Annotated in this window: 20 protein-coding genes; 15 read left to right on the forward strand and 5 right to left on the reverse strand. The window is 62.9% G+C overall.

Annotation, left to right across the window (positions count from 1 at the left end):
• Positions 1 to 28 precede the first annotated feature (28 nt).
• Complete coding sequence (locus J4D99_RS16700; protein ID WP_208132877.1) at positions 29 to 2,818, reverse strand: substrate-binding domain-containing protein; 2,790 nt, start codon at positions 2,816 to 2,818, stop codon at positions 29 to 31.
• A 313-nt stretch (positions 2,819 to 3,131) separates the two neighbouring features.
• On the opposite strand from J4D99_RS16700, the gene J4D99_RS16705 reads away from it, so the two are divergent.
• Positions 3,132 to 5,198 carry a kojibiose hydrolase gene (locus J4D99_RS16705; protein ID WP_208132878.1) on the forward strand — a complete coding sequence of 689 codons (2,067 nt, stop codon included), beginning with the start codon at positions 3,132 to 3,134 and terminating at the stop codon, positions 5,196 to 5,198.
• Positions 5,199 to 5,336: 138 nt separating this feature from the next.
• Here the strand turns inward: J4D99_RS16705 and J4D99_RS16710 are convergent, their stop codons facing one another.
• The gene (locus J4D99_RS16710) at positions 5,337 to 6,146 is read right to left on the reverse strand and encodes an OmpA/MotB family protein (RefSeq protein ID WP_208132879.1); all 810 of its coding nucleotides are present in this window, start codon (positions 6,144 to 6,146) and stop codon (positions 5,337 to 5,339) included.
• A 153-nt stretch (positions 6,147 to 6,299) separates the two neighbouring features.
• Here J4D99_RS16710 and J4D99_RS16715 point away from each other — a divergent pair, with 153 nt between their 5' ends.
• The 3 genes from J4D99_RS16715 to J4D99_RS16725 all read left to right on the forward strand — a co-directional run bounded on the left by J4D99_RS16715 (position 6,300) and on the right by J4D99_RS16725 (position 9,595).
• The gene (locus J4D99_RS16715) at positions 6,300 to 8,135 is read left to right on the forward strand and encodes a S8 family serine peptidase (protein WP_208132880.1); all 1,836 of its coding nucleotides are present in this window, start codon (positions 6,300 to 6,302) and stop codon (positions 8,133 to 8,135) included.
• Positions 8,125 to 8,901, forward strand: coding sequence for a hypothetical protein (locus tag J4D99_RS16720; RefSeq protein ID WP_208132881.1), 777 nt, complete (start codon positions 8,125 to 8,127; stop codon positions 8,899 to 8,901). The genes J4D99_RS16715 and J4D99_RS16720 overlap by 11 nt, the downstream gene beginning before the upstream one ends.
• A 91-nt stretch (positions 8,902 to 8,992) precedes the next feature.
• Positions 8,993 to 9,595, forward strand: a complete 603-nt coding sequence (locus tag J4D99_RS16725; RefSeq protein WP_208132882.1) for a hypothetical protein — start codon at positions 8,993 to 8,995, stop codon at positions 9,593 to 9,595.
• A 137-nt stretch (positions 9,596 to 9,732) separates the two neighbouring features.
• Here the strand turns inward: J4D99_RS16725 and J4D99_RS16730 are convergent, their stop codons facing one another.
• Entirely contained in the window at positions 9,733 to 11,007 is a 1,275-nt protein-coding gene (locus J4D99_RS16730) for a peptidoglycan DD-metalloendopeptidase family protein (RefSeq protein ID WP_208132883.1), read from the reverse strand.
• Positions 11,008 to 11,119: 112 nt separating this feature from the next.
• Between J4D99_RS16730 and J4D99_RS16735 the strand changes: the two genes are divergently transcribed.
• From J4D99_RS16735 to J4D99_RS16750, 4 genes are all read left to right on the forward strand, one after another.
• Positions 11,120 to 11,980: a hydroxymethylglutaryl-CoA lyase gene (locus J4D99_RS16735; RefSeq protein ID WP_208132884.1), complete on the forward strand. Its 861-nt coding sequence runs from the start codon at positions 11,120 to 11,122 to the stop codon at positions 11,978 to 11,980.
• 118 nt (positions 11,981 to 12,098) lie between these two features.
• A complete protein-coding gene (locus J4D99_RS16740) occupies positions 12,099 to 12,842 on the forward strand; it encodes a (Fe-S)-binding protein (RefSeq protein ID WP_208132885.1) in 744 nt (247 codons plus the stop codon).
• A gap of 67 nt (positions 12,843 to 12,909) precedes the next feature.
• Positions 12,910 to 13,842: a cation diffusion facilitator family transporter gene (locus J4D99_RS16745; protein ID WP_213019579.1), complete on the forward strand. Its 933-nt coding sequence runs from the start codon at positions 12,910 to 12,912 to the stop codon at positions 13,840 to 13,842.
• Positions 13,843 to 14,153: 311 nt separating this feature from the next.
• Positions 14,154 to 14,495 carry a hypothetical protein gene (locus J4D99_RS16750; protein WP_208132886.1) on the forward strand — a complete coding sequence of 114 codons (342 nt, stop codon included), beginning with the start codon at positions 14,154 to 14,156 and terminating at the stop codon, positions 14,493 to 14,495.
• A gap of 22 nt (positions 14,496 to 14,517) precedes the next feature.
• On the opposite strand, the gene dapA is transcribed toward J4D99_RS16750, so the two are convergent.
• Positions 14,518 to 15,381 (reverse strand): 4-hydroxy-tetrahydrodipicolinate synthase, encoded by an 864-nt coding sequence (dapA, locus tag J4D99_RS16755; protein WP_208132887.1) that lies wholly within the window; start codon positions 15,379 to 15,381, stop codon positions 14,518 to 14,520.
• A 79-nt stretch (positions 15,382 to 15,460) separates the two neighbouring features.
• Here dapA and J4D99_RS16760 point away from each other — a divergent pair, with 79 nt between their 5' ends.
• The 4 genes from J4D99_RS16760 (at position 15,461) to J4D99_RS16775 (ending at position 20,816) form a co-directional block, all read left to right on the forward strand.
• Positions 15,461 to 16,402, forward strand: coding sequence for a polysaccharide deacetylase family protein (locus tag J4D99_RS16760; protein WP_236018715.1), 942 nt, complete (start codon positions 15,461 to 15,463; stop codon positions 16,400 to 16,402).
• A 12-nt stretch (positions 16,403 to 16,414) separates the two neighbouring features.
• Complete coding sequence (locus J4D99_RS16765; protein ID WP_208132889.1) at positions 16,415 to 16,663, forward strand: hypothetical protein; 249 nt, start codon at positions 16,415 to 16,417, stop codon at positions 16,661 to 16,663.
• 271 nt (positions 16,664 to 16,934) lie between these two features.
• Entirely contained in the window at positions 16,935 to 17,357 is a 423-nt protein-coding gene (locus J4D99_RS16770) for a response regulator (RefSeq protein WP_208132890.1), read from the forward strand.
• A 267-nt stretch (positions 17,358 to 17,624) separates the two neighbouring features.
• On the forward strand, positions 17,625 to 20,816 hold the full coding sequence (locus tag J4D99_RS16775; protein WP_208132891.1) for a PAS domain S-box protein: 3,192 nt from the start codon (positions 17,625 to 17,627) through the stop codon (positions 20,814 to 20,816).
• A gap of 39 nt (positions 20,817 to 20,855) precedes the next feature.
• On the opposite strand, the gene J4D99_RS16780 is transcribed toward J4D99_RS16775, so the two are convergent.
• Positions 20,856 to 22,034, reverse strand: a complete 1,179-nt coding sequence (locus J4D99_RS16780; RefSeq protein WP_208132892.1) for a LacI family DNA-binding transcriptional regulator — start codon at positions 22,032 to 22,034, stop codon at positions 20,856 to 20,858.
• Between the two features lie 319 nt (positions 22,035 to 22,353).
• On the opposite strand from J4D99_RS16780, the gene uxuA reads away from it, so the two are divergent.
• From uxuA to J4D99_RS16795, 3 genes are read left to right on the forward strand one after another with little or no spacing between them, the layout of a single operon-like run.
• A complete protein-coding gene (uxuA, locus tag J4D99_RS16785) occupies positions 22,354 to 23,583 on the forward strand; it encodes a mannonate dehydratase (RefSeq protein WP_208132978.1) in 1,230 nt (409 codons plus the stop codon).
• A gap of 38 nt (positions 23,584 to 23,621) precedes the next feature.
• Entirely contained in the window at positions 23,622 to 25,739 is a 2,118-nt protein-coding gene (locus J4D99_RS16790) for an alpha-glucuronidase family glycosyl hydrolase (RefSeq protein WP_208132893.1), read from the forward strand.
• Positions 25,740 to 25,769: 30 nt separating this feature from the next.
• Positions 25,770 to 26,591, forward strand: coding sequence for an SDR family NAD(P)-dependent oxidoreductase (locus J4D99_RS16795; protein WP_208132894.1), 822 nt, complete (start codon positions 25,770 to 25,772; stop codon positions 26,589 to 26,591).
• Positions 26,592 to 26,638 lie beyond the last annotated feature (47 nt).

Below are 26,638 nucleotides of genomic sequence, written 5' to 3' on the forward strand. Positions count from 1 at the left end.
ACTATTGCGACACGCTTTCAAAAATCGGTCAGGCCCGTAGGTGCGTGTGCAGAGCCTTGAACTCGGAGGGTGACACCTGGTATTTGCCCTTGAAAGCCGTGGAAAAGTAGGACGGCGAGGAGAAGCCCGTCTGGTACGCCACGTCGGCCACGGTGCTGCCTTCCTGCAGCAGCAGCTGCCGGGCCTTGGTGAGGCGCACGGTTTGAATATACTCCGTGACGCCGGTGCCGAGCAGGGCTTTCACCTTGCGATAGAGCTGGGTGCGCGACACGCCCAGGCTGTGCGCAATGTCATCGACGCCCAGGCTGGGCTGGTCGAGCCGGCCCTCGATAATGGCGGCCAGGTCGGCCAGAAACTTCTGGTCGACGCGCTGCGGCACGGCCGTGGGAGGCGCGCCCGACAACTGCCGATGAAAATGCTCGCGCTGCTGGTCGCGATTGCGCAGCAGCGTGCGCAGGCTTTCGAGCAAAAAGGTGGGGTTGAACGGCTTAGTGAGGTAGAGGTCGGCGCCGGCCTGCACGCCGGCCACCTGCTGCTCGGGGGCATTTTGGGCCGTGAGCAGCACCAGCGGAATGTGCGAGGTGCGCCAATCGCCCTTGAGCGTGGTGGCCACGTCGAGGCCGCTGAGCTCGGGCAGGCCCACATCGCACACTATCACGTCGGGAATGGTTTCGCTGGCCATGCGCAGGCCAGCCGCGCCGTCGGCGGCCGTGCTCACCTGGAAGTGCGGCTGGAGCTTCTGCACCAAAAACTCGCGCACCTCCTCGTTGTCCTCAATCACGAGGGCCGTGGCATCGGAGCGAACCGGGGCGGCCTCTTGGGTGGGGGCTAGCAATTCTTCTTCGGGCGCGGTGGCCGCGCTGAGCGGGCGCGGCAGGCCGGGCTCCACGTCGAGAAAGGCGGCGGGCTTGTTAAGGGGCAGGCGTACTTCAAATGTGCTGCCCTCGCCCGGCTGGCTTTGAAACGAGAGCGTGCCCTGGTGCAGCCGCGTGAGGCCTTCGGCCAGGGCCAGGCCTAGCCCCGAGCTGTTGGGCGTGGGCTGGCTGCCCTGGTAAAACCACTCCAGAATGTGCGGCTGGTCGGCTTCGGCAATGCCCCGGCCGGTGTCGGCCACGCTGATAAGCACAGTTTTAGTAGCTGCCTCAGGGCCTATGCTCACCGTAATCTGGCCGCCATCGGGCGTGTATTTGAAGGCGTTGGAAAGCAGATTGAAGAAGACCTTGTCGAGAATCTCGCCGTCGAACCACAGGAAAATAACCGGCTCGGCGGGCACAAACCGGAACGTGATGCTGCGGCGCCGGGCGGTTTTCTCAAACACGTCCATGATTTCGCGCAGAAACTCTACCAGGTCGCCCTCCAGGGCGTGCACGGCCATCTTGCCCACGTCGATTTTGCGAAAATCCATGAGCTGATTCACCAGCTGGAGCAGCCGCTGCGCGTTGCGGCGCACCAGGCCCAGGTCGTGGCGCTGGGCGGGCGTGAGGTCGTCGGTGGGGCTAGTGAGCAAGTCTTCTACCGGCCCCAAGATGAGCGTGAGCGGCGTGCGCAGCTCGTGCGAGAAGTTGGTGAAAAAGCGCAGCTTGGCCTCCGAGGTGCGGCGCACTTCTTCGGCGGCGGCGCGGGCCTGCTCGGCCAGGTCGGCAATCTGGTTGCGCTGCTGGCTGATTTCAGCGTTTTGCCCCTCCAGCACTCGCCTGATGCGCTGGTTTAGGCGCGACGACCGCCACGTGAGCATTCCCAACACCACGGCCCCTAGCAGGCTAGCCAGCAGCAGATACACCAGCAGCGACTGATTGTTGTAGCGCTGCTGTTGCTGCTGCCAGCGCTGCTGCTGCCGGAAAAGGTCGCTTTGCTGGGCTAGCAGCCGCTCGGTTTGGCCACGCACGGCTTGCACGTTGGTCGAATCTACCACCATCGTTACCAAGATGTTATCCTTGGTATAATGCTCGTGGCTGAGAATGCGAAGCGCCGTGCGAATAGCTTCCTCACCGCCTGGCGAGTACAGCAGCGTAGCCTGCAACGTGCCATTGGCCACCAGCTGCAAGCCATTACCCGGCCCCGGCAGGCCATCAACCCCAATGATGCGGATGCGGCGGGCTAGCCCCAGCTGCTGCACCACTTGGTGGGCGGCCCGGGCCATAGGGTCATTATGCGCAAAAATGAGGCGCACGCCGGGGTGGGCGCGCAGCAGGGCCGGCAATTGCGCCAGCACCAGGTCGGACTGCCAGGCGGCCGGCAGCTGGGCCACCAGCTGCATGTTGGGGTGCTGGGCCAAGGCCTGCACAAAGCCCAGGTGGCGCTCGGTAGCCGGCGAGGAGCCCGGCCGGCCCAGTATTTCGAGCACCTGGCCGCGCTCGTGCAGGAGCTGCGCGGCGTAGCGGCCGGCGGTGCGGCCCACCTCCAGGCTATTGCCACCTACGTAGGCTGTGTAGTGCGGCGAGGTAGTGCGCCGGTCGAGAATAATAACCGGAATGTGGTGGGCCGCGGCCGTATCGACGAGGTCGGCCAGGGGCGTGGCTTGGTTAGGCGAAATGAGCAGCGCATCGACCCGCTGCCGAATAAACTCTTGAATGTGCCGCCGCTGCAGCTCGGTGTCATTGCGAGCGTCCAGCATTTGAAGCTGCACGTTGGGGTGGAAGCTCAGTTCCTTTTCCATGCCCGCCAGCATGGCCTGGCGCCAGGCATCGGCCGTGGTGCACTGCGAAAAGCCAATGCGGTACACCGGCTCGCGCGCGGCCGGGGCGCAGCCAGCCAGCCCTAGCAGCCAAAGCAGCGCCAGCAGCCGGCAACCCCAGTAAGGTAGCAGGATGGTTTTCAACGGGTGGGAAAGAAGCGTGGCGACCGGCTGCCCAGCCAGGACGGCTAGCAATAGCAGTTAAGTATCAACTAACCAACCAAGTTTAAGCAGCAGTTTCTGAATTGTAGGGGGAAGGTAGCGGAAAAAGCGCTAAATAGCGGCAGCAGCCCCACGGCTGCCCGGCCCGGCGTTGGCTGTTAGCATACCAGCCCAGCTAATCCGGCTGTCGGCTAAGCACTGGTATTAGGAGCGAAGCGCGTATTTTGACGCCGTTTTCTGGCTCGTACTAGCTGCCTAGCTCGCGCTCGTAGGCTTCTTTGCTCTTCTTTTTACTATGTTCCCACCCATCTCCCGCCGGCTGGCGGCGCTGCTGTGCGCCGTGGGCGCGGTGCTGCTGGTTAGCCGCCCGCTGGCTGCTCAGCCCACCCCCGACCCCTGGCGCCTCAGCGCCGATAAAATCGACCCTAGCCACTACTACGGCGTGACGGTGGCCAACGGCATGCTGGGCATTGTCTCGTCGCCGGTGCCGTTTCAGGTCAAAAACGTGGTACTGGCGGGCGCCTACGACCAGTACGGCCGGGGCCGGGTGAGCAACTTCCTCAACAGCTTCAACCTGCTGAATATGTACCTGGAAGTAGACGGCCGTCGGCTAGGCGCTCAGGATGCCAGCAATTTCCGGCAGCAGCTCGATATGAAGGGAGCTAGCCTCACCACCAGCTTCGATTACGGCGACAAGGCCACCATCAGCTACACCTACTACGCCCTGCGGCATTTGCCTTTTACGGTGCTCATGGATGTCAGCATCACGGCCAAAAAGGACTTGGCCCTGACGGCGGCCAGCGTGATGGAAACGCCCGATGCGCTGCGCGATGCCCAGAACTACTACAACGAAATCGACCGGCCCCACGCCACGCTCAGCCTGCTCACCTCGTCGGCCAAAAGCCCGACGGGCAAGCTGACGCTGTGCGCCAGCAATAGCTTTCTGTTTGAGGAGCCGCACGGCCAGGAGCCGCGCATCATTCATGAGATGTGGGACAACAACATGCACCTCATGAAATTCAGCAAGACGCTGAAGGCCGGCCAAACCTACGCGTATGCCGTGGCGGGCTCCAGCATCACCTCAGCCCACCACCCCGACCCGCTCAATGAGGCCGAGCGCCTCACCATCTTCGCCCGTCTCGAAGGCCGCAAGCGCCTGCTGGAGTTTCACCAGAAGGCCTGGCAGGACCTGTGGGCCAGCGACATTCAGATAGCCGGCGATGCGCAGGCCCAGCAAGATGTGCACAGTATGCTGTATCACCTCTACAGCTTTTCGCGGGCGGGCACCGACTATTCGCCCTCGCCCATGGGCCTGTCGGGGCTAGGGTATAATGGCCACGTATTCTGGGACAGCGACTTGTGGATGTACCCGGCCCTGCTGGTGCTGCACCCCGACATCGCCAAGTCGCTGGTCGAATACCGCTTCAACCGCCTCGACCTGGCCCGCCGCAACGCCTTTGAGCACGGCTACAAAGGCGCCATGTACCCCTGGGAAAGTGCCGATACGGGCGTGGAGGAAACCCCCGTGTGGGCCCTGAGCGGGCCGTTTGAGCACCATATTACAGCCTGCGTGGGGCTAGCCGCCTGGCAGTATTACTGCGTGACGCAGGACAAGGACTGGCTGCGCGAGAAAGGCTGGCCCATCCTGCAAGCCACCGCCGATTTCTGGGCTAGCCGCGTCGAACGTAACGGCTCCGGCCACTACGACATCAAGAACGTGGTGGCCTCCGATGAGTGGGCCGAAAACGTGGACAACGACGCCTTCACCAACGCCGCTGCCCAGGCCAACCTACGCGCCGCCGCGGCTGCCGCCAAGCTGCTCGGCCGCCCCGCCAACGCCGACTGGGCCCTGGTGGCCCAAAATATTCCCATCCTGAAAATGCCCGACGGCGTGACCAAGGAGCACGCCACTTACCACGGCGAGGGCATCAAGCAGGGCGATGCCAACCTGCTGGCTTTCCCGCTGGGCACTATTACCGACCCTAGCCAGATTAGGAAAGACCTGGCCTACTACGAAACGCGCGTGCCCAATGAGGGCACGCCGGCCATGACGCAAGCCATTTTCGCGCTGCTCTACGCCCGGCTCGGCGACGGTGCCAAGGCGCAGCATTTCTTCCAGGATGCCTACACGCCCAACTTGCTGCCGCCCTTCCGCGTCATCGCCGAAACCAAGGGCGGCACCAATCCTTACTTCGCCACCGGCGCGGGCGGCGTGCTGCAAGCCGTGCTCATGGGCTTCGGTGGGCTCGACATTACGCCGCTAGGCATCACCCAGCGCAAAACCACGCTGCCCAGTGGCTGGCAGTCGGTGAAGATTACCGGCGTGGGGCCGGGGCGCAAAACGTATTCGGTAAGCCGCTAGGTTGCGGAACGCTTTGAGTGCTACACAGGCCGTCGTACTGCGCTTGTCGGAGCATCGCTACCGAACGACACCCTAACGGTGCGGAAGAGATGCTTCGACAAGCGCAGTACGACGGTTTGTTATTTATACCTGAAGCCCTTAGTTGGTATTCAAAATCGAGAACAGCTCATCCAGCTTGGGCGTGAGGATGATGTCGGTGCGGCGGTTGAGGGCTTTGTCCTGCGGCGTATCGTTGGCTGCTACGGGCAGGTATTGGCCGCGGCCCGAGGGCGTTATCTGGGTGGGGTCGATGCCGGCGGCCGTGAGCAGGCGCGTGATTTCGGTGGCGCGCAGCACGCTCAGGTCCCAGTTATCCTTGGCGCCATTTACCACGCCTTTAATAGGCACGTTGTCGGTGTGGCCTTCTACCAGGATGTTCACATCCTTATTGCCCGTCAAAGCATTAGCCAGCTTGATGAGCGCGTCCTGACCGGCGGGGTCTACCTTGGTTGAGCCCGATTTAAAGAGCAATTGCTCGGAGAGCGACACGTAGACCTTGCCGTTTTTTACGTTCACCTGCAAGTCCTGCGAATTAAACCCTAACAGCGCATCGGCCACCTTCTTGCGCAGGGCATTGGTGGCGGCGTCCTTCTCATCCAGAATGCGCTGCAGCTCGGCCACGCGGGCGTTTTTACCGGCCAGGTCTTGCTCGGTGGTGCCCAGCGTCTGGTTGAGTTGATTGACGCGGTTCTGGCGGGCCAGCAGGTCGGCGCCGAGCGCGGCTTCATTTTGATTTTTAGCTTGTAGCAAGGCCATTTTTTCTGCCTGCAACTGGTCGCGCGACTTGGTAAGGTCGGCGTTTTGCTGCTGCAAAGCGGCAATTTCTTTCTGATTGCAACCCGGCAGGGCTAGCAGAGCCCCAGCCAGCAGCAGGGTAGGGAAGGCGAATGTGGAGGAAGATAAAGACATCGGGCAAAGCGCGTAAAGCGGTAAAAACGACCCAGCTAGGGCCAGGATATGCTGGCTAAACGGCCGGGATAAAGCCCAGGTTGCCGCCTGCCCGGGGCCGGAGCGCAGCGCCGGGGTACTTTTGCGCGCGGCCGGGTGGGGCCTTATCGTTTTATGCGCACATTCTTACTGCTATTTTTAACGGGGCTGCTGATCGTGCCCGAGGCTGGCCGGGCGCAGGTGCCGGCGGCCGGGCCTGCCCGCTACTGGGTCAGCTTTCGCGATAAAGCCGGGGTGCAGTTTGACCCGGCCCGCTATTTCAGCCCCGCCGCGCAAGCCCGGAGGCGGCGCCAGGGGCTGCCCCCTGCCGACTTCACCGACCGCCCCGTACGGCCCGACTACGTGGCTGCCGTGCAGGCCCGCGTCGATACCCTCACGCTGGTTAGTCGCTGGTTTAATGCCGTAGCCTGCCGGGCCACGCCCGCCCAGGCCACCGCCCTGCGCCAGCTGCCCGGCGTGGCGGCCGTGGTGGCCTGGCCGCTGGCCAATCGGCTGTTGCCGGCCAGGCGCCAAGCTATCAATAAGAAAGAATCGGCAGCGCGCGTGAGCCGCTTGGGGGTATCGCCGGCCGACTACCTGCTGGCCCGCCAGCAAACGGCTGCCCTGGGCCGGGCCGACCTGAGTAGGGCCGGGCTGCTGGGGCAGGGCGTGCGCATCGCGGTGTTCGACGTGGGCTTTCGGGGGGCCGACTGGCACCCGGCCTTTCGGGCGCTGCGGCGCGACAAGCACATCGTGGCCACCTATGATTTTCTGAAAAACCAGCCCCAGGTGTTCCGGGGCGGCTCGCACGGCACCGAGGTGCTAGGGTGCCTGGCTGGCCGCCTGCCCGGTCCCGATACCTTGCACCTGGGCCCGGCGCTAGGGCTGGCGCCGGCCGCCACCTACCTGCTGGCCCGCACCGAGGGGCTAGCCAGTGAGCGCTACCGTGAGGAAGAAGCCTGGCTGCGGGCCGCCGAGTGGGCCGACCAGCAGGGCGCCGACATCATCAGCTCGTCGCTGGCCTATACCGAGCAGCGCTATTTTCCCGAGCAGATGGATGGCCGGCACTCGCTCATCGGGCGGGCGGCCACGCTGGCGGCCCGCAAGGGCATGCTGGTGGTGAGCGCCGCCGGCAACGATGGCGACGACGACTGGGTGCGCATTGGCACACCCGCCGATGCCGACTCGGTGCTGGCCGTGGGGGGCCTCGACCCCGCCACGGGGCTGCACGTGGCGTTCAGCTCGGTGGGGCCTAGCGCCGACCGCCGCCTCAAGCCCGACGTGTCAGCCTTTGGCATCGTGCTCACGGCCAATGCCTCGGGCGGGTTTGAGCGGGTAGAAGGCACTTCGTTTTCGGCGCCGCTGGTGGCAGGGCTAGCGGCCTGCGCGCAACAGGCCAGCGGCGGCAAGCTCACGGCCATGGAGCTGTATCGGCAGGTGCGCGAGGCGGGCGAACTGTATCCCTATTATGACTACGCGCACGGCTATGGCCGCCCCGAAGCCAGCCGCCTGCTGGCCCGGCGGCTAGGGCCCCTGCCGGCCCTGGCGCCTACGTTCGACTTTGTGGTGCACGACTCGCTGGTAGCCGTGGTGCTGCGGCCCGAGGCCACCGTGCCCGCCGCCCGCCCGCTGCCCCTGGTGGCCGAAACCGACGAGCTGGCCGCGGGTACTACCGACTGGCTCGCGCCGCCCACCCCCGCGCCCGGCACGCCTACCCCCACGGCTCCCAACGTGGCACCCGTGGGCAAAGAACACGAGGCGCCTCCCGGCTCGCCGCCCGCGCTGCCGCCTTACCCGGCTTATCCGGCCCGCCTCTACTGGCACCTGGCCGATGCCCGCGGCGTGCTGCACCGCTACGAGGTGCGCGCCGCTACCCAGCGGCTGGTGGTGCAGGTGCCGCGCCGGCTAGCCCGCGCCGGCAACGTACTGCGCGTTTATTATCAAGGCTATACGGGGCAATATGCGGAATAATATCTTGGAGGTAAAAGAAAAAAGTGAAAAGCTGAAAGCCACGGTACCCGGCAGGGGGGGCGTTGTTACGCTTCTCCTCACGCTTTTCATCTTTCACGTTTCACTGCTAACTACCTCGGCTGCCCACGCCCAGCAAGTGCTGCTCCAAACCGATGTGGGCCAGGATACCATTCCGAGCCGCACGGGGCCCAACCGGCGCTATTTCGGTCATCTTTACGTCGGCTACACCCTGGCCGCCGGCCCGAGCGCGCTGGGCTTGGCGTACGGCTTTCCGTCGTCCGAATTTCAGCTGGGCGGCCGTCTCAAGCGGCGGCTAGGCGCCCTGGTGGCCTTTAATACCGACTTGCGCTATGCTTACCTGCGCTATGGCCTCGACCCTGGGGCTAGCCGGCCCGGCCCATTTGGCAGCGGGTTCGACAGCCAGTTTTTCAGCTACCACCAGCTGCAGGGCGAGGCCAGCCTGCGCCTGAACCCCTACCGGCGCCGGGGCAACACCGTAGGGCGCTACCTCGATGTGCTGGCCTACGGCGGCTGGGCTTTTGCCACTACTTACGCTACGGCCGGCCCCGGCCCGAGCGGCGGCCGGCTGGAGGTAGTGGCGCACCAGCCCGACTACCTGGCCCGCTGGCAGGGTGGGGTAGGCCTGCGCCTGGGCAGCAACTCGCTGGCCCTGGTGGGGCGCTACCGCCTCAGCGATGCCCTGCGTGGCCCAGCCCTGCCCGAGCCGCCGCGCTGGCAGCTGGGCCTGGAGATAGGCTGGTTCTGAACCCCCAGCCGCCGCGCCTGCGTACACGGCCCGGCGGCCTGCCCTAGTCTAGCGACCGCTTCATTTTTGCTTGCCCGAACTCTACTGCTTTATGACAACCTCTTTCTGCAAACTCGGCGCCGTTGCCGCTATCCTGCTCACGGTCAGCTCCTGCGTAAGCACCGAGCGTGAAACCGCCACCTCTACCAAAAACCCGCGCGACGAGTTTACGCCCCCCAATGGCCGCGGCCAGCGCGTGGGCGGCGCCACGGTGCTCAATACGGTGCGCACCACCCACACCTTCTCCGACCCCCAGGCCCCCGATAATTTCATTTTGCAGATGAGGGGCCCGCGCGTGCTCAGCAGCCGCGTGCACTTATTTGTAGTAAGCAGCAAGGGCGATACCCTGCGCCATGAGGTGCTGCCCGCCACCGCCCTGCTCGACGACCGCACGCTGCGCAGCAACCAGTCGGCCACCGTGCGCGACAAGGAAATCAGCATCCTGCGTGGCATGAACAGCTTCTTCAGCCCTAGCCATTTTGTGCAGCCAGCCGTGCCCAGCACCGCCACCCAGCCCGCCGAGCTCGATACCCAGGCCTGGACCAGCTTGCGCGACGACCCCAAGGCTGTCGGCTTCGACTACCCCAGTGGCACCGGCGAAAGCCGCCTAGCCTATTCGCGCCAGCTGAATAAGGTGCTGGTCATCAATCAGTAGCAATTAAGCTCGCTGAATGGTTGGCGTATCGGAAAGACCGCATACAGCGGTCCGACCGGTCGTCGTTAGGCTACGTCAAATGACCAAACTGTGTCAACGACGACCGGTCCGACCGCCGCAAGCGGGCTGTCCAGTCGTTAAATCTTCGCCCAGCCCTGCTGGCCGGCCGCGTTGCGTAGCAGCGCGTAGCCGTTGCTCTGGCCTAGCACGATAGCGGCCGTTTGAGAAGGCCAGGCGGCCAGGGCTGGCGCAATCGCCTGAGGATGAGCCTGAATTTCGTGGGCAGTGGGCAATACCAGCCGGCGCAGCGGCTGCGCCGGGGACACTACGCGGGCCGCTAGGTAGCGGCGCTGGCCATTCGGCAGCTCCACGCGCAGGTAGTCGGCCCGCTGGCCCAGCACCAGCAGGGGCAACGTGGCTGGCAGTAGCCGGCTGGCCTGCGCCGGGCGCGGCCGCACCCATTCGCCCCGGCGGTCGGGGCTTGCCAGGGCGGCCGGCACCGGGTCAGCGCGGTGCAAAAATGGCCAGGGGTCCACGGCCCCGCCCACGCGGTAGATACCGAAGTGCAGGTGCGGTGCCGTGGTGCGGGCGTTGCCGGTGTTGCCCACCAGGCCTAGCGTGTCGCCAGCGTGCACCCGCTGGCCGGGCTGCACCAGCTGCTTGTCGAGGTGAGCGTAGTAGAGGTGCTGGCCCCGGGCATCGGCTAGCCACACCACGCGGCCACCCAGCTTGGTTTCGCCGGTGCGGGTGATGTACCCATCGGTGGCCGCCACGGCGGGCGTACCGCGCGGGGCGAAGATGTCTACGCCCTCGTGGCGGCGAGCGCCGCCATCGCGCTCATTTCCCCAAAAGCTGCCAATGGCCTGGTCGGTTCGGCCTTTTACCGGAAACAACCCTAGCCCCGGCCCGCGCCACAGGCGCAGGGTGTAGCGCCCGGCCGCCAGCAGCTCGGGCTGCACGCGCAGCAGGTGCTGGCCATCGTTGGCAACCTGATAGCTGTAGTCGTAGGTGCCGGCGGCCGTCGTATCGGTAGCCGTCCATTTTAGCAGCTCGGGCTGCTGGCCGGCGGCCAGCCCAAACGCATCGACAAACACGCGCGGGGCTAGTGTGGGACCAGGCGCCAGCGTAAGGCGCACGTGCACCACCTCGCCAGCGCGCACGGCATAGCGGTAGCTGGCCGCGGTGGGCTGCTCGGAGCGAAAGTAGCCGGTTTCAAGCACGGGCAGCGTCACGGTGAGTGAGTCGTGCAGGGCTTGGTCGGCGGCTTGCTGCCACTGCCGGCCCAGCGCCGCTTCCTGCAAGCCGGCTCGGGTGAGGGCCCGCGCATAATCATCGTGCGGGGTGGTTTTCTGGAATAGTGCCGCTAGGGTCTGAGGCTTGCTGCAACCGCTAGCCAGTAAAAGCAGCGCCACTAAAAACCCCCCAGCCTGCCGCCTGCCAGAGGGTGGAAAGAACGAAAAAAGCATACCTGGCCAACGCCGGCGCGGCCGGGCAAGTTCGGCCCAAACGTACCTTCGCCTTCCTATGCCTACCCGCCCTGTCGTTCTTACCGAGTGCCCCCGCGATGCCATGCAAGGCCTGCATGACTTCATTCCGACCGCCACTAAAACGGCCTATCTTCAGCAATTGCTGGCCGTGGGCTTCGATGTGCTCGACTTCGGCTCGTTCGTATCGCCTAAAGCCATTCCGCAGCTGCGCGACACCGCCGAAGTACTCGCTGGCCTCGATTTAAGCCAGACAAAGACGAAGCTGCTCGCCATCGTGGCCAACCTGCGCGGCGCCGAGCAGGCTGCTAGCCACCCCGAAATCAGCTACCTGGGCTTTCCGCTCTCGGTGAGCGAAACCTTTCAGCGTCGCAATACCAACCAGACCATTACCGAGGCCCTGGCCGACGTAGCTGCCATGCACGCCTTATGTGAGCGGGTGGGTAAAACGCTGATTGTGTACCTCTCTATGGGTTTCGGCAATCCGTACGGCGACCCCTACAGCCCCGCCGTAGTGGCCGACTTTACGCAGCAGCTAGCCACGCTAGGGGTGCGCATAATGGCACTATCCGACACCATCGGCGTAAGCACGCCGGCCCTCATTAGGCCCTTGTTTGAGGAGCTAATTCCCGCCTTCCCGCAGATTGAGTTTGGCGCGCACCTGCATACTACGCCCACTACCTGGCGCGAAAAAGTACAGGCCGCTTACCAGGCCGGCTGCCGCCGTTTCGACGGCGCCATCGGTGGCATCGGTGGCTGCCCGATGGCCGCCGATGTGCTCACGGGCAATATGGCGACGGAGAATATAGTGGCGTATTTGGAGGAAGTGGGGGAAGAATTGAAATTGGATAGGCAGGCGTTTCAGCAAGCCTGGCTCCTGTCGGCTGCCGTGTTCAACTAAAGGCGATATGAGGTAGAGACGCATCTTTGCGTCTCCCCGTTGAACGACCCGTTTGCTCCGGTATAAACACTGACGAGACGCAAGGATGCGTCTCTACATCGGTCCCGACCGTTTCGCTATGCCCGCTCCCCAAGTCGATATTTTCATTCCCTGCTTCGTCGACCAGCTTTATCCGCACACGGCCATGAACATGGTGAAAGTGTTGGAAAAAGCTGGCTGCCAAGTGCACTATAACCCCGCCCAAACCTGCTGCGGCCAGCCCGCCTACAACGCGGGTTACAAGGCCGAAAGCCGTGATATTGCCGAGAAGTTTCTGGCCGATTTTACCCCTGGCACCGCCGAAACGCGCTATGTCGTGAGCCCTTCGGCCTCGTGCGTGGGTATGGTGCGCAACGCCTATTCGCACCTCTTCGCCGGTACTCCCGAGGCCGCGCGCTGCCAGGGCGTGCAGCGCCGTACCTACGAGCTGACCGAATTTTTGACCGACGTACTGCACGTCGACGCCATTCCGGGGGCTTGCCTGGCGGGCACCTATACCTACCACGACTCCTGCTCGGCCCTGCGCGAGTGCGGCATTCGGGAGGCGCCGCGCCGCTTGCTCGATGGGGTGGCGGGCCTCAGCCGTATTGAAATGGCCGAGACTACCACTTGCTGCGGCTTCGGCGGCACTTTCGCCGTCAAGTTTGAGGCTATTTCGGTGGCTATGGCCCAGCAAAAGGTCGAGCATGCCCTAGCCACGGGCGCCGATTATATCGTGAGCACCGATGTGAGCTGCCTCATGCACCTGGAAGCGTATATCCGCCGGGAGAAGCTGGCTATCAAAACGATGCACATTGCCGACGTGCTGGCCAGCGGCTGGTAGGCTAGCCGCTGGCCAGCAACCTCAACAGCCAGGGCGCGTACCAAACCTTCATCCATTCTTCAGATTAATGGCCGGAGGTTCTAAAATCGTAGTGTACGGGGCTATCGGCGCCAACCTTGCCATTGCGGCCGCTAAGTTCACGGCAGCGTTTTTTACGGGAAGTGCGGCCATGCTCTCCGAAGGCATTCATTCGCTGGTCGATACCGGCAACGGGCTGCTCATTCTGCTAGGCCTATCGCGCGCCAGCAAGGCTGCCGACGAGGAGCACCCTTTTGGCCACGGCAAAGAGCTGTATTTCTGGACGATGATAGTGGCCGTGCTCATCTTCGCGGTGGGCGGTGGCCTTTCGCTCTACGAGGGCTGGATTCATATCCAAAAGCCTGCTCCGCTCACCGACCCTACCTGGAACTACTGGGTGCTGGGCCTAGCCGTGCTCTTCGAAGGCATTGCTTGCTCGCTAGCCTTCCGCGAATTCAACAAAACGCGCGGCGACGCCGGCTTCTGGAAAGCCTTGCGCGCCAGCCGCGACCCGGCCGTGTACGCCATTTTGCTCGAAGACCTGGCTGCGCTCGTGGGCCTGGTTATCGCCTTAGGCGGCGTGTATTTCGGGCACCTGCTCAACAATCCGTACTTCGATGGCGGGGCTTCCATGGCCATCGGCGTGCTGCTCATTGGCATGGCTGTGTTCATGCTTAAGGAAACGCGCGGCCTGTTAGTAGGCGAGGGCATCGACGCTGCCACCCGGGCTAGCCTGCTAACCATTGCCCAGGCCGACCCGGCCGTGCGCAGCATGCGCCCACCGCTTTCCATGTACCTCGGCCCCGCCGAAGCGTTCCTGGCGCTCGACGTGCGCTTTCAGCAAAACCTCTCGGCCCAGCAGGTCGAAGAAGCCGTAGGCCGCCTCGAAAAAGCCATCCGCGCCAAGCACCCCGAGTTCAAGCGCATTTTTGTGGAGGCAGAGTCGTTTGCGCCCGAGCAGCGGGCTGCGGCGGTTAGCTGATTCTTGCAGTTGTCATTGCGAGCGCAACGAAGTAGAGCGCGGCAATCTTTCCTTTACGCTAGGGTTACTACTCCAACGATTAAGAAAAGATTGACGCGCTCTACTTCGTTGCGCTCGCAATGACAAACGATTTTGAAGGCGTCAGCATTTTTGCATTAATAGCCAAATGCAAATTACTGTTATGCACGAAGGGATGCAGTAATTTAAAAGCATTTGCATAGGCTACGCATCCCTCAAAAGTATCGCAGTGGCCTTTATCAGAATAGCCTTAACTAGTTTTATTTTAATTGCTGCTTTCGAATTTAGATTTGATGAAATATATTACTTATATTCGTATTGCTTATGGTGTTATTCGTAAGGATAATGTCACGTTAGACAAAGTAGTTTTCCTTACATCTATACCAGAACTGCTAGTTGTTAGTATCTCGGCTACTGCTTTACTGGAACAGGTTAGTACTACCATTGACTATACCTGTTTCTTGATAGGGGAACTTTCTATTGCATTCCTAATCTATTATGCCAATCTAAAGTTTGTCAAAAAAAACTGGGCTTTAGTAACAAAACCTACAACATTTAAATTAAACTGGCTTTTGTATGCTATTGTCTTGATGCTGTCTTATGCCTATACAATGGTTATTGTTCTCCATACCTAGTTTAACTGTTGTTTCTCATAGGTTACAACAGCGCCTTAATCCGCGCCACTAGCCCTTCGCTGGCGGGCACTAGTGGCAGGCGCACGGCGGCTTCGCACACGCCTTGCAGGGCTAGCGCAGCCTTCACGCCCACGGGGTTGCCTTCCTCATACATGAGCGGGTTGAGGCCCACGAAATAATACAGCAGCTGGCTGGCGCGCGCAAAGTCGCCGGCCAGCGCGGCACGCGTCATGTCGCTGAATTTCTGCGGAAACGCATTGCCCAGCACCGAGATAATACCCTGGCCACCGCAGGCGATGAGCGGTAGCGTGAGCATGTCGTCGCCGCTCAAAAACAGAAAATCAGCTGGCTTCTGGGCCAGAATTGCCAGGCACTGCTCTACGTTGCCGCTAGCCTCCTTGATGCCGATAATGTTGTCGTGCTGCGCCAGCTTGAGCGTGGTGTCGGCCACCATGTTGGAGCCGGTGCGGCCGGGCACGTTGTAGAGGATGAGCGGCAGGGGAGATGCCTCAGCCAGGCGCTGATAATGCGCGAGTATGCCCGCCTGGCTAGGCTTATTATACGCCGGGCTAGCCGACAAAATAGCCTCGATGCCGGTGAGGTCGGTGTGGCGCAGCTGGTGCTCCACGGTGGCCGTGTTGTTGCCGCCGATGCCGTACACGAGCGGCACGCGGCCGGCTACGTGCCGGCGCGCCACGTCCAGCAGCTCCGTTTTCTCCGCAGCCGTAACGGTGGGCGACTCGCCCGTGGTGCCATTGATTACCAAGTACTCGACGCCCCCCGCGATATTGAAATCGAGCAGGCGCTCCCAGGCCGCCCAATCGATGGCGCCGGTGGCAGTAAAGGGGGTCACCAGAGCCACGCCGGTGCCGTGTAGTTTGTTCATCCGCGATGGGGGTTGTTGCTTTGTGCAAAAGTACACTCTTCGTCCGCCGTTGCGCCTAGCCGGCTTTTTTATTGCTTCCTTGAAAAACCTGTTTCCGATAGCCGCCGTGGTGGCTGCCACGCTGAGCCTGGCCGCCTGCGACTCCAAAACCGCCACCACTGGCGAAGCCCGCACCACCCCCGACGCCGAGGCCATGGGCAAAACCGACTCGGCTAAAATCGACGAGGCCGCGCCCACTTCGGGCACCGCCGCCGTGGCCGCCGACGAGGCCAACGCCAAGCCCGGCCCCGACCCCAGCACCATTCCGGCCGCGAAGGCCGGCGATGCGGCCGCCATCTACGCTCGCCCGCAGGTGCCGATTTTGTGCTACCACCAGATTCGCGACTGGACGGCCCGCGACTCGAAGGGGGCCAAAGACTACATTATCCCCATCGCGGCCTTCAAGGCGCAGATTAAGATGCTGGCCGACAGCGGCTATCACAGCATTCAGCCCGACCAGCTCTACGCCTACCTCACCACTGGCGCCAAGCTGCCCAGCAAGCCGGTAATGCTGACTTTCGATGACACCGACCTCGACCAGTTTACCATCGCTAGGCCCACCCTGGCGCAGTATGGCTACAAAGGCGTGTACTTCGTGATGACCGTGAGCCTTGGCCGCCCGCACTACATGACCAAGGACATGGTGAAGCAGCTTTCCGACGAGGGCAACCAAATCGGCTCGCACACCTGGGACCACCACAATGTGAAGAAGTACCAGGGCAAAGACTGGGAAACCCAAATCGACAAGCCCACCAAGACGCTGGAAGACATCACGGGCAAGAAAATCAAGTACTTCGCCTATCCCTTCGGCCTCTGGAACACCCAGGCCTTCCCCGAGCTGAAAAAGCGCGGCTTCGTGGCGGCCTTCAGCCTGGCCGAGAAGCGCGACCAGCAGGACCCGCTCTTCACCATCCGCCGCATCATTGCCAGCGGCTACTGGAGCCCCCGCACGCTGCACAACAATATGGTGCAGAGCTTCTAGCCGCGCTTGGCAATGCGCTGGAAAAAGACCAGTAAGAGTAAAAACACGCTTCTCGAAATAGCCTGGCTGCTTGGCAGCTGGGCTATTTCATTTGGATGCCTGGGCTGGCTAATTGGCTTTAAGCAACTGTGGGTGAAGCAGCTGGATATTCAGCTGCACAACACCTATTTTGTGGTGCCACCGTGGGCCGCGGCATTCCCGTTTTTCCTGATTAGTGCGACCATCATCACCTGCGTCCGCGCAGGGATGACTCGTTTTTGACGGCGTAGCACCGTGGTTGTCTTAGGAGGGCTAGCGATGTTTTTAGGAGGGCTAGCGATGTTTTAGCTGCTACTTGTGGTCTACATAGTCTGGCTAGCTAACTCAATAAGCGCGTTCTCTCACTCCGCGCTTTAGAGAAATCTTGCCGGGTAATGAGCTTGCTCAACTGCCCAGCTTGCGCTCAGCGGGCATCGTTTTTCGTCGCCTTTCTGCGATAGAGGCCGTATAGGGAGCTTTACGGGGGCTTGCTACCTCCCCCGCGCCTTTGCCGATGACGCCCTTGCCGTGTGTGCTGCTGGTCGACGACGACGCCACAACCAATTTTCTAAACCGCTCACTGCTAACCCGCCTGGGCGTGGCCGAGCGCATTGTGGTGGCCGAAGATGGCGAGCAGGCCCTGGCCGAGCTGCGGCAGCACTGCTCGCCGCCCACCCCAGGCTGCCCGGCGCTTATCCTGCTCGACGTGAACATGCCCGGCATGAACGGCATCGAGTTTTTGGAAGAATACCAGCACCTGGAGCTGGCCGCGCAGCCCGCCATTGTTATTGTGATGCTGACCAGCTCGCTGCACCCGCGCGATGTGCAGCGCGTCGCGCAGCTCGGTATCGTAGCCGATTTCATCAGCAAGCCCCTGACTGCCGAAAAAGTAGGGACCCTCTTGCAGGCGTATTTCCCGCCAGCGCCGGCCCCCTAGCTGCTTTGCGTGGCATTGCCCGGCGCGGGTGCGTAATGCTGGCTCCCGACAGGTGCTTGGTGCCGGTAGCAGGCTTTCTAAAAATAAATTGATGCCGGTGCGCAGCTCGTCCTTACCCATGCGCCACTAAGCTGGCTGCCTGGCTGTGCGGCTAGGGCAGTAAGCCTAGCCGATGAGCTGGGACCTGAGTCGGGTTTGATTATTCTGGGAATCTACGTAGTTCGCCCCCGAAGTGAGTATGTATTTTCACGCTCGCTTTGTAGTATAATGTCTATCGTTCCTCCATTGCAGGCCCTTGACCTGTTTCCCGCTGAGTTGCTGCTGACCACGGTGCTCGACCTCTCGCCCAGCGGCGTCGCGCTCTGCACGCCCGTCTACGACGAGGCCGGTGCCTTGCTGGATATGACGCTGGCTTACCTTAACCCGGCCGCCCAGCGCCTGCTGCGCCTGCCGGCCCAGCCCGGTGTCACCTTCACGCAGCAGTTTGCCGGTAGCTGCCCCGCTGGCAACTGGGCGCAGCTGCGTGCGGGCTTTCTCTCGAACGAGCCGGGCAAGTTTCAGCTCAGGCAGCCCGTTGGAGAGCTCCCGCACCGCTTGCGCCTCGACGGGCAGCGCGTGGGCGAGGGGCTGCTGCTCAACTTCACTGAAGCGCCGGCCGAGCCGGAAGCGGTGGCCCCAGCTCATGAGCCCGCTAACCTGGCCGAACGCAGCCAGCAGTTGGCGCGCTTCGACGCCATCCTGGGCAGCTTGCAGGAGTTTGTGTACCTCTTTGACCTCGACGGGCGCTTTCGCTACGTGAACCAGCCCTTGCTGGACCTGTGGGGGTTGACGCTGGAGCAGGCCGTCGGCAAAAACTTCTTCGACCTAGACTATCCGGCGCCGCAGGCCGCGCAGCTACAGGCCCAGATTCAGCAGGCCGCTACCACCCGGCAGCCCGTGACCGCCGAAACAGCCTATACCAGCCCTAGCGGCGAGGTGGGCGAGTATGAGTATATCTTCGTACCCCTGCTCAGCCCGGACGGCAAGGTAGAAGCCGTGGCCGGCCGCACCCAGCCCCTGACCGAGCGCCGGCGGGCCGAGGCGGCTCTGCGCACCAGCGAAGCCAAGTACCGCGCGCTTTTCGAAACCATGGACGAAGGGTTTTGCCTGATTGAGGTGCTCTTCGACGAGCAGCAGCGGCCCTACGACTACCGCTTTCTGGAAGTAAACCCAGCCTTCGAGCAGCAAACCGGCCTCGTAAACCCTACCGGGCGCACCGTCGGCGAAATGGCGCTGCTGCTTGAGCAGCACTGGTTCGATACCTACGGCAGCGTGGCCCTGACGGGCAAGCCCAGGCGCTTTGAGCAGCGGGCCGAGCCCCTGAGCCGGTGGTTTGACGTGTACGCCTTTCGGGTGGGCGAGCCCGAGCAGCGCCAGGTGGCCGTGCTGTTCAACGACATCTCGCTGCGCCGTCAGGCCGAAGAAGCCCTGCGGCGCAGCGGGCAGCAGCAGGCGTTTCTGCTGCAGCTCAGCGACCGCCTGCGCCCCCTGGCCGACGCCGCCGACATTCAGTACCAAGCTGCCTGTGCCCTGGGCGAGTACCTGGGGGCGAGCCGCGTGGGCTACGCCGAAGACCAGGCCGACGACGAGCACATCGTGGTGACGCGTAATTATACCCGCCCTGGCGTGCCCAGCATCGAGGGCCGCTACCACTACCAGGACTACGGCCCCGAGCTGCTGCGCGCGTTTAAGGAAGGCCGCACGGTAGTGCGCCCCGACATTGCCCACGACCCCACGCTCACGCCCGACGAGAAAGCCGCCCACGCCGCCCTGCAGCTAGGGGCCACCGTCAATGTGCCGCTGCTCAAGAACGGGCAGCTGATGGCCGTGCTCTTTATGCACTATGCCGAGGCCCACCACTGGTCGGGCGAGGAGCTGGCCTTGCTGGAGGAAACCGCCGAGCGCACCTGGGCCGCCGTGATGCGCGCCCGCACCGAAGCGGCCCTGCGCGAGTCGGAGGAGCGGTTTCGGGTTATGGCCGATGCCGTGCCGCAGATTATCTGGATAACCGACGCCGAGGGCCGCACCGAGTTTTTCAACCGGCAGTGGAGCCACTATACCGGCGTGCCCTATACCCCGAACACAGCCGCCGGCATAGCCGATGACTACGTGCACCCCGCGGATAGCGCCCGCACGATGCAGGCCTTTGAAGAAGCCCGGCAGACGGCCAGCGTTTTTCAGGTCGAGCACCGTATTCGGGCGGCCGATGGCACCTACCGGTGGTTTTTGGTGCGCGCCGAGCCGTTTCACGACCCGGTGAGCGGGCAGATTACGCGCTGGTTTGGCTCATCGGTGGATATTCACGACCGCAAGCAGGCCGAAGAGCGGCTGCAAAAGGCGCTGTCTATTGCCACGGTAGGGGTGCTGTTTTTCGACCTGGAAGGTGCCATTCACGACAGCAACGCCGCCTTCGAGCGCATGAGCGGGCACTCGCGCGCCGGGCTGGCTGATGGCCATACCTACCTCGAAGCCCTCACGGTGCCGGAGTTTGTGCCGGCCACGCGCCGGGCCCTGGAGCAGCTGCGCACGGCCGGCGAAAGCACTCCATTTGAGAAGCAGTACGTGCGGCCCGACGGCTCGCGCTGGTGGGGCTTGTCGGCCGGCAAGCGCCTGAGCGAGCATGAGTGCGTCAAGTTTGTGCTCGACATCACGGAGGCCAAGCGAGCCGAAGAGGCCTTGCGGCACTCGCAGCAGCTGTTGCAGCGCTCGAACGAGCAGCTCACGCGCACCAACATCGACCTCGACAACTTCATCTACACCGCCTCGCACGACCTAAAATCGCCCATCACCAATATCGAGGGCCTGCTCTATGAGCTGCAGGCGCAGCTGCCGCCCAAGGTGCAGCAGACCTACGGCGTGGCCCCGCTGCTAACGATGATGCTCGAATCGGTAACGCGCTTCCAGCGCACGATTAGCCACCTGAGCGACATTACCCGGCTGCAAAAGGAGCACAACCAGCTCGTGACGGAAGTAGCCCTGCAGCCCGTTATCGACGATGTGCGCCAGGACCTGCAGCCGCTCATCGCCGCCGCGGGCGCGCAGGTAGAGGTAGACGTGGCCGCCTGCCCGACCGTATTGTTTTCGATTAAAAACCTGCGCTCGGTGGTCTACAACCTGCTCAGCAATGCCATAAAATACCGCCACCCCGACCGGGCGCCGCAGGTGCGTATCTACTGCCGGCCCGGCCAGGAAGGTAAATGCCTGGTACTGTGCGTGCAAGATAATGGGCTAGGCATCAAGCCCAGTCGCTACCCAGAGCTCTTCACCATGTTCCGGCGCCTGCACAACCACGTCGAAGGGTCGGGCATCGGGCTGTACATGGTGAAGCGCATCGTCGAAAACGTGGGCGGCCACATCGAGTTCGAGAGTGAGCTCGACGTCGGCACGACGTTCTCCGTGTACCTGCCCTACGCCAGCTAGCCCTACCGCGCGCCGGGCGGGCCGTTGGCGCGCGGTAGGCTAGAGGATGGCTTTGGCCGCCACGCTTCGCCCCTTAAGCGACGACTGCCGCACTACCAGCTCGCTGGTAACTACGCAGGTGCGCGGCTGAAAGTCTTCTTTCTGAGCCATTTGCTCCAGGAAGAGGCTAGCCGCCTGCTGGCCGATGCGGAAGGGGTGCAGGTCGACGGTCGTGAGGCCGGGCTCAATGAGGCTAGCCAGAAACTCATCCCCAAACCCCACGATGGCCATGTCTTCGGGCACCCGCACGTGGCGCTCGCGCAGGGCCAGTATCAGGTCGAAGGCATTGGTATAGTTGATGGCAAAAATGGCGTCGGGCGGCTCGGGCAGGGCTAGCCAGGCATCGAGCGCCGCCACCGCCGAGGCCGGCCGGAAGTCAATATGCGCGCACAGCTCCTCAATAATGGGCAGGCCGTGCTTGCGCAGCGCGCTGAGGTAGCCCGCCTGCCGCTGCCGGCTGATGAGCAGCGACGCCGGCCCCGCCAGGATGGCAATGCGCCGGCAGCCCTGCTCAATGAGGTGCTCGGTGATGGTGTAGGCCCCTAGCCGGTCGTCGAGAATGACCTTGGCGCTGTTGACCTCGTTGCACACCCGGTCGAAATGAATAACCGGGATGCCGCGCCGCGCCGGGTCTTTCACATGGTCGAAGTTCTCGGTTTCGCGCGAGTGGCAGATGAGTAGGCCATCGACCCGGCTGGCAATCAGGGCCTGCACGTTGCTCACCTCCGCCTCGTACGACTCCTTCGACTGGCAAATCATCACCCGGTAGCCAGCCTTGGTGGCCACCTGCTGAATGCCGCTGACGGCGGTAGCAAAAAACGGCCGCTCCAGGTCAGGAATGAGCACGCCAATAGTGTTCGTAGCTTGGCTCTTGAGGCTCTGAGCCAGCAGGTTGGGCTGGTAATCAAGCTGCTGGGCGGCTTCCAGAATAGCCTGGCGCGTGAGCGGGCTGATGTCGGAATGGCCATTGAGCGCCCGCGATACCGTGGAGGGCGCCACGCCCACCTGCCGGGCCACATCGGCAATGGTGGCCTGGTGGCGCTTGCGGCTAGGGGTGCCGGCCGGCTTATCAACTGTGAAATGGTACTCGCAGGCCTTGCAGAAAAAGCGCTGCCGGCCTCGCACAAAGCCCGCTTTCATGACATCGTCGGCGAGGCTGCACTTAACACATTTAATCATGAGGCAAGCGTGGGAAAGAAGTTAGATAATGCGAAGGTCGGATGGAAGCTATGGAATAGCTAGCGGATGACAAGCACTGAAAAAATATTTTTGCGAATTTACCTATCGGAAACGTTTTCGCAAACGTTTCCGATAGTTTTTATTCTTATTTTCCTTGAAATTGAGCTTTTTATCCTTCGGCAAGTGATAACAGTACCTTTACATTTGAATCAGATTCCACCTCGGTTCTCCGCCGTAAGGCTTGCCAGCATTAGCTATCGCAACTTTGTGCAGAGGAAAGAAAATTGTACTTTTTAAACAAGCTGCCGTGCTGCACACCATGCGCTGGTTTGGGCCCAACGACCCGGTTTCGTTGTTCGATATTCGCCAGGCAGGCTGCGCCGGAATCGTTTCGGCCCTGCACCAGCTGCCCGTGGGCGCGGTGTGGCCGGTGGCCGAAATTGAAGCCCGGCAGCAGCTTATCGAAGCCGATAATCAAACTCATTCGCCCCTGCATTGGGCTGTGGTTGAGAGCCTGCCGGTGCATGAGGATATCAAGAAAGGGAAGCCTGGCCGCGACCAGTATATCGCCAATTACCAGCAAAGCCTGCGCAATCTGGCGGCTTGCGGCATCCGCACGGTGTGCTACAATTTCATGCCGGTGCTCGACTGGTCGCGCACCGATTTGAGCTACGAAATGCCCGATGGCAGCCGCGCGCTGCGCTTCGTGTGGCAGGATTTTGCCGTGTTTGATTTGTGCATTCTGAAGCGCCCTGGCGCCGAGGCCGACTACGAGCCTGCCGTGGCTGAGGCTGCCCGCCGGCAGTTTGCCAGCATGAGCCCCGAAGCGGTGGCCCAGCTCACCAATACCACGCTGCTAGGCCTGCCCGGCTCCGAAGAGGCGTTTGAGCTGAGCAGCTTCCAGGCTTATCTCAACGAATACAAGCACATTGACGCTGCCACGCTCACGGCTAACCTGCACTACTTCATTCAGCAAGTGGCGCCGGTGGCCGAGGAAGTAGGCATTGGCCTCTGCATTCATCCCGACGACCCGCCCTTCCCGTTGCTGGGGCTGCCGCGCGTGGTGAGCACCGAGGCCGACCTGGCGGGCCTGCTGGCCGCCTGCGACGTGCCAGCCAACGGCCTCACGTTCTGCACCGGCTCGCTAGGGGTGCGGCCCGACAATGACCTGCCCGGTATGGTCGAGCGCTTCGGCCCGCGCATTCACTTTGTGCACCTGCGCACCACCAAGCGCGAGGAAAACCCGCGCAACTTCCACGAGGCCGACCACCTGGCCGGCGACGTGGATATGTACGCCGTGGTGCGGGCCTTGGTGGAGGAGGAGCTGCGCCGCGAGGCCGCCGGCGAAAACCGCCCGCCGCTGCCCATGCGCCCCGACCACGGCCACCAGATGCTCGACGACCTGAGCACCAACAAGCGCACTTACCCCGGCTACTCGGCCATCGGCCGCCTGCGCGGGCTAGCCGAGCTGCGGGGCCTTGAATACGGCTTGCGCCGCACCCTGACCGAAGCCGCAACAACTGCCCCGGCCACCTACGCCGCCCGCTAATTCTGCCTGCATTCCGCCACTTTTCCCACCCACCCGCCATGTTGCTACGCAACGTGTTCCTGCTGCTCCTATGCCTTGTAGCCGTGTCGCCCAGCCGGGCCGACGATGGCTACCGGCTGTGGCTGAAGTACGACCGAATTGCCAATGCCGCTGAGCGCCAAGGCTATGTGCGGGTGGCGCAGTTTGTGGCCAGCCCCGGCAACACGCCAGTGCTGCGCGCCGCCAGTGCCGAGCTGACGCGTGGGCTAGGGGGGCTGCTGGGCCAGGCGGTGCCGGCAGTGCCGAGCGCGGGCAGCCGCACGGGCGGCATTGTGCTGCGCGTCGATGCCCAGGCCAGCGCGGCCGGCCAGCCGCTCAAGGCGGAGGGCTACCGCATTTTCTCGGAGAAGAATAACCTTGTTATCACGGGCCGCACCGACCGGGCAGTGCTCTACGGCGCCTTTGCCCTGCTGCGGCAGGTGCAGACGCGCCAGCCGCTGGCTGGCCTCAACCTGAGCAGCAACCCGCGCATCGATTTCCGGATGCTCAACCACTGGGACAACCAGAATGGTACCGTGGAGCGCGGCTACGCCGGCTCGTCGATTTGGAAATGGTACGAGCTGCCCGAGCGCCTCGACCCACGCTATACCGACTACGCCCGCGCCAATGCCTCTATCGGCATCAACGGTGTAGTAATCAATAATGTGAACGCCAGTGCCCGCTACCTGTCGGCCGAGTATATTGGCAAGGTGGCGGCTCTGGCGGGCGTGCTGCGGCCCTATGGCCAGCGGGTGTACCTGTCAGTATTTTGGGCGGCGCCCAAGGTGCTGGGCGGGCTAGCCACCGCCGACCCGCTCGACCCCCAGGTGAAGCAATGGTGGGCCGCCAAGAGCGACGAGCTGTACAAGGCCATTCCCGACTTCGGGGGCTTTCTGGTGAAGGCAAACTCGGAGGGCGAGCCCGGCCCGCAGGACTACGGCCGCAACCACGCCGACGGCGCTAATATGCTGGCCCAGGCCCTGGGCCGCCACGATGGCGTAGTGATGTGGCGCGCCTTCGTATACAAGGCCGGCAGCGACGACCGCTTCAAGCAGGCCTACGAGGAATTTCAGCCCCTCGACGGCAAGTTTGACCCGAAAGTATTGGTGCAGGTGAAGAACGGGCCGATTGACTTCATGGCTCGCGAGCCGTTTCACCCGCTGTTTGGGGCCATGCCCAAAACGCCGCTGGTGCTGGAAGTGCAGCTGACGCAAGAGTATCTAGGCTTTGCTACCCACCTCGTGTACCTGGGGCCGCTTATCAAGGAGGTCTTAGAGTCGGACACCTACGCCAAGGGCCCCGGCTCGACAGTGGCTAGGGTAGTGGATGGCTCGGTAGACCATCACGCGCTGAGCGCCATTGCGGGCGTATCCAATATCGGCTCTGACCGCAACTGGACCGGCCACCCGGTGGGCCAGGCCAACTGGTATGCCTTCGGCCGCTTGGCCTGGGACCACGAGCTGAGCCCGGCCGCCATTGCCCGGGAGTGGACGCGCATGACGCTGACTACCGAGCCGGCCGCCGTGCGCACTATCGCGGATATGCTAGGGCAGTCGCGCAGCATCTACGTGCGCTACACGATGCCCCTGGGCTTGCATCACATTATGGGCGAGAGCATTCACTATGGCCCGCAGCCCTGGCTGGCTAAGGCGGGCCGCCCCGACTGGACGGCCGTGTACTACCATAAAGCGGACTCCATCGGCTTGGGCTTCGACCGCACGGCTACTGGCTCCAACGCGCTAGCCCTCTACAAGCCCGAGGTGCAGAAGCAGTGGGGTGATGCCCGCACCTGCCCGCTCAACTACCTGCTCTGGTTTCACCACGTGCCCTGGACGCAGAAGCTCAGCACCGGCCGCACCCTCTGGAATGAGCTGGCCACCCGCTACTACACCGGGGCCGACTCGGTGCTCTGGCTGCAAAAGCAGTGGCTAGCCGCCCGCCCCGCCCTCGACCCCGCCCTCTACGCAGACGTGGCGGCCCGCCTCCAAACCCAGCGCAAGGAGGCCCTATGGTGGCGCGATGCCTGCGTGCTCTACTTCCAGACGTTCGCCCGGCAGCCCATTCCGGCGCCCTTTGCGCCGCCCACGCGCTCGCTGGCCGACATCAAGCAGCTCGTGCAGCTTTACCAGCTTAAATAACTCCCGCCTATTCAGCCCGCATTTATCCTCATGAACCACGCTGTACTCGCTCCAAATGGCCACGCGGCCGCTGCTACTCCCGAATCGGCCCCGCAGGGCGACGTGTTTTCGCTAGCCGGCCGGGTGGCGATTATCACCGGCGGCGGCACAGGCATTGGCCTCGAAATAGCCCGCTGCATGGTAGCTGCCGGCGCCACGGTTATCATCACTGGCCGCCGCGAAAGCGTGCTGCAAGAGTCGGCTGCTGCGCTAGGGGAGGGGGCGCACTTCGTGGTGAACGACATCACCGACCTGGCTGGCCTCGACGGGCTGGTGGAGCAGGTGGAGGCCGCGCATGGCCCGCTCGACATCCTGGTCAACAACGCGGGCATCAACATGAAAAAGCCCGCGCTCGAAGTCACCGACGAGGATTTCAGCCGCATTATCCACACCAACCTGAATGCTGTGTTTGCCCTCACCCGGGCCGCGGCCCAGCGCATGCTGGCCCGCCGCAGCGGCGTCATTCTCATGATTTCGTCGATGGCCGCCTACTACGGCATCGACCGCGTGGTGGCCTATGCCGCTTCCAAGTCGGCCGTAGAAGGCATGGTGAAGGTGCTGGCTTCGGAGTTTTCGAGCCAGGGCGTGCGCGTCAACGCCATTGCCCCCGGCTTTATCGAAACTGAGATGAGCCGCACGGCCATGAACTCGGACCCCGACCGCCGCGACCGCGCCATGCGCCGCACCCCGATGGGCAAGTTTGGCAAGCCCGCCGACATCGGCCACGCGGCTGTGTTCCTGGCCTCGGAGGGGGCGCGCTACATCACGGGCGTGTCCTTGCCCGTGGATGGCGGCAATTCTATTGGTTTCTAAGGGCTTGCGCTGTCAAGGGCGCTTGCTTTTCTTCTGCTTTTCACTTT

Source organism: Hymenobacter sp. BT559, from assembly GCF_017571525.1.
In the GTDB taxonomy this organism is placed as follows: domain Bacteria; phylum Bacteroidota; class Bacteroidia; order Cytophagales; family Hymenobacteraceae; genus Hymenobacter; species Hymenobacter ginsengisoli.

Bases quoted from the DNA above. Each gene is read 5' to 3' on its own strand.
- J4D99_RS16780 (WP_208132892.1), bottom strand. From the start codon at position 22,034: ATGATTAAATGTGTTAAGTGCAGCCTCGCCGACGATGTCATGAAAGCG.
- uxuA (WP_208132978.1), top strand. From the start codon at position 22,354: ATGCGCTGGTTTGGGCCCAACGACCCGGTTTCGTTGTTCGATATTCGC.
- J4D99_RS16745 (WP_213019579.1), top strand. From the start codon at position 12,910: ATGGCCGGAGGTTCTAAAATCGTAGTGTACGGGGCTATCGGCGCCAAC.
- J4D99_RS16790 (WP_208132893.1), top strand. From the start codon at position 23,622: ATGTTGCTACGCAACGTGTTCCTGCTGCTCCTATGCCTTGTAGCCGTG.
- J4D99_RS16720 (WP_208132881.1), top strand. From the start codon at position 8,125: ATGCGGAATAATATCTTGGAGGTAAAAGAAAAAAGTGAAAAGCTGAAA.
- J4D99_RS16750 (WP_208132886.1), top strand. From the start codon at position 14,154: ATGAAATATATTACTTATATTCGTATTGCTTATGGTGTTATTCGTAAG.
- J4D99_RS16765 (WP_208132889.1), top strand. From the start codon at position 16,415: ATGCGCTGGAAAAAGACCAGTAAGAGTAAAAACACGCTTCTCGAAATA.
- J4D99_RS16740 (WP_208132885.1), top strand. From the start codon at position 12,099: ATGCCCGCTCCCCAAGTCGATATTTTCATTCCCTGCTTCGTCGACCAG.
- J4D99_RS16795 (WP_208132894.1), top strand. From the start codon at position 25,770: ATGAACCACGCTGTACTCGCTCCAAATGGCCACGCGGCCGCTGCTACT.
- dapA (WP_208132887.1), bottom strand. From the start codon at position 15,381: ATGAACAAACTACACGGCACCGGCGTGGCTCTGGTGACCCCCTTTACT.
- J4D99_RS16770 (WP_208132890.1), top strand. From the start codon at position 16,935: ATGACGCCCTTGCCGTGTGTGCTGCTGGTCGACGACGACGCCACAACC.
- J4D99_RS16710 (WP_208132879.1), bottom strand. From the start codon at position 6,146: ATGTCTTTATCTTCCTCCACATTCGCCTTCCCTACCCTGCTGCTGGCT.
- J4D99_RS16705 (WP_208132878.1), top strand. From the start codon at position 3,132: ATGTTCCCACCCATCTCCCGCCGGCTGGCGGCGCTGCTGTGCGCCGTG.
- J4D99_RS16775 (WP_208132891.1), top strand. From the start codon at position 17,625: ATGTCTATCGTTCCTCCATTGCAGGCCCTTGACCTGTTTCCCGCTGAG.
- J4D99_RS16735 (WP_208132884.1), top strand. From the start codon at position 11,120: ATGCCTACCCGCCCTGTCGTTCTTACCGAGTGCCCCCGCGATGCCATG.
- J4D99_RS16725 (WP_208132882.1), top strand. From the start codon at position 8,993: ATGACAACCTCTTTCTGCAAACTCGGCGCCGTTGCCGCTATCCTGCTC.
- J4D99_RS16715 (WP_208132880.1), top strand. From the start codon at position 6,300: ATGCGCACATTCTTACTGCTATTTTTAACGGGGCTGCTGATCGTGCCC.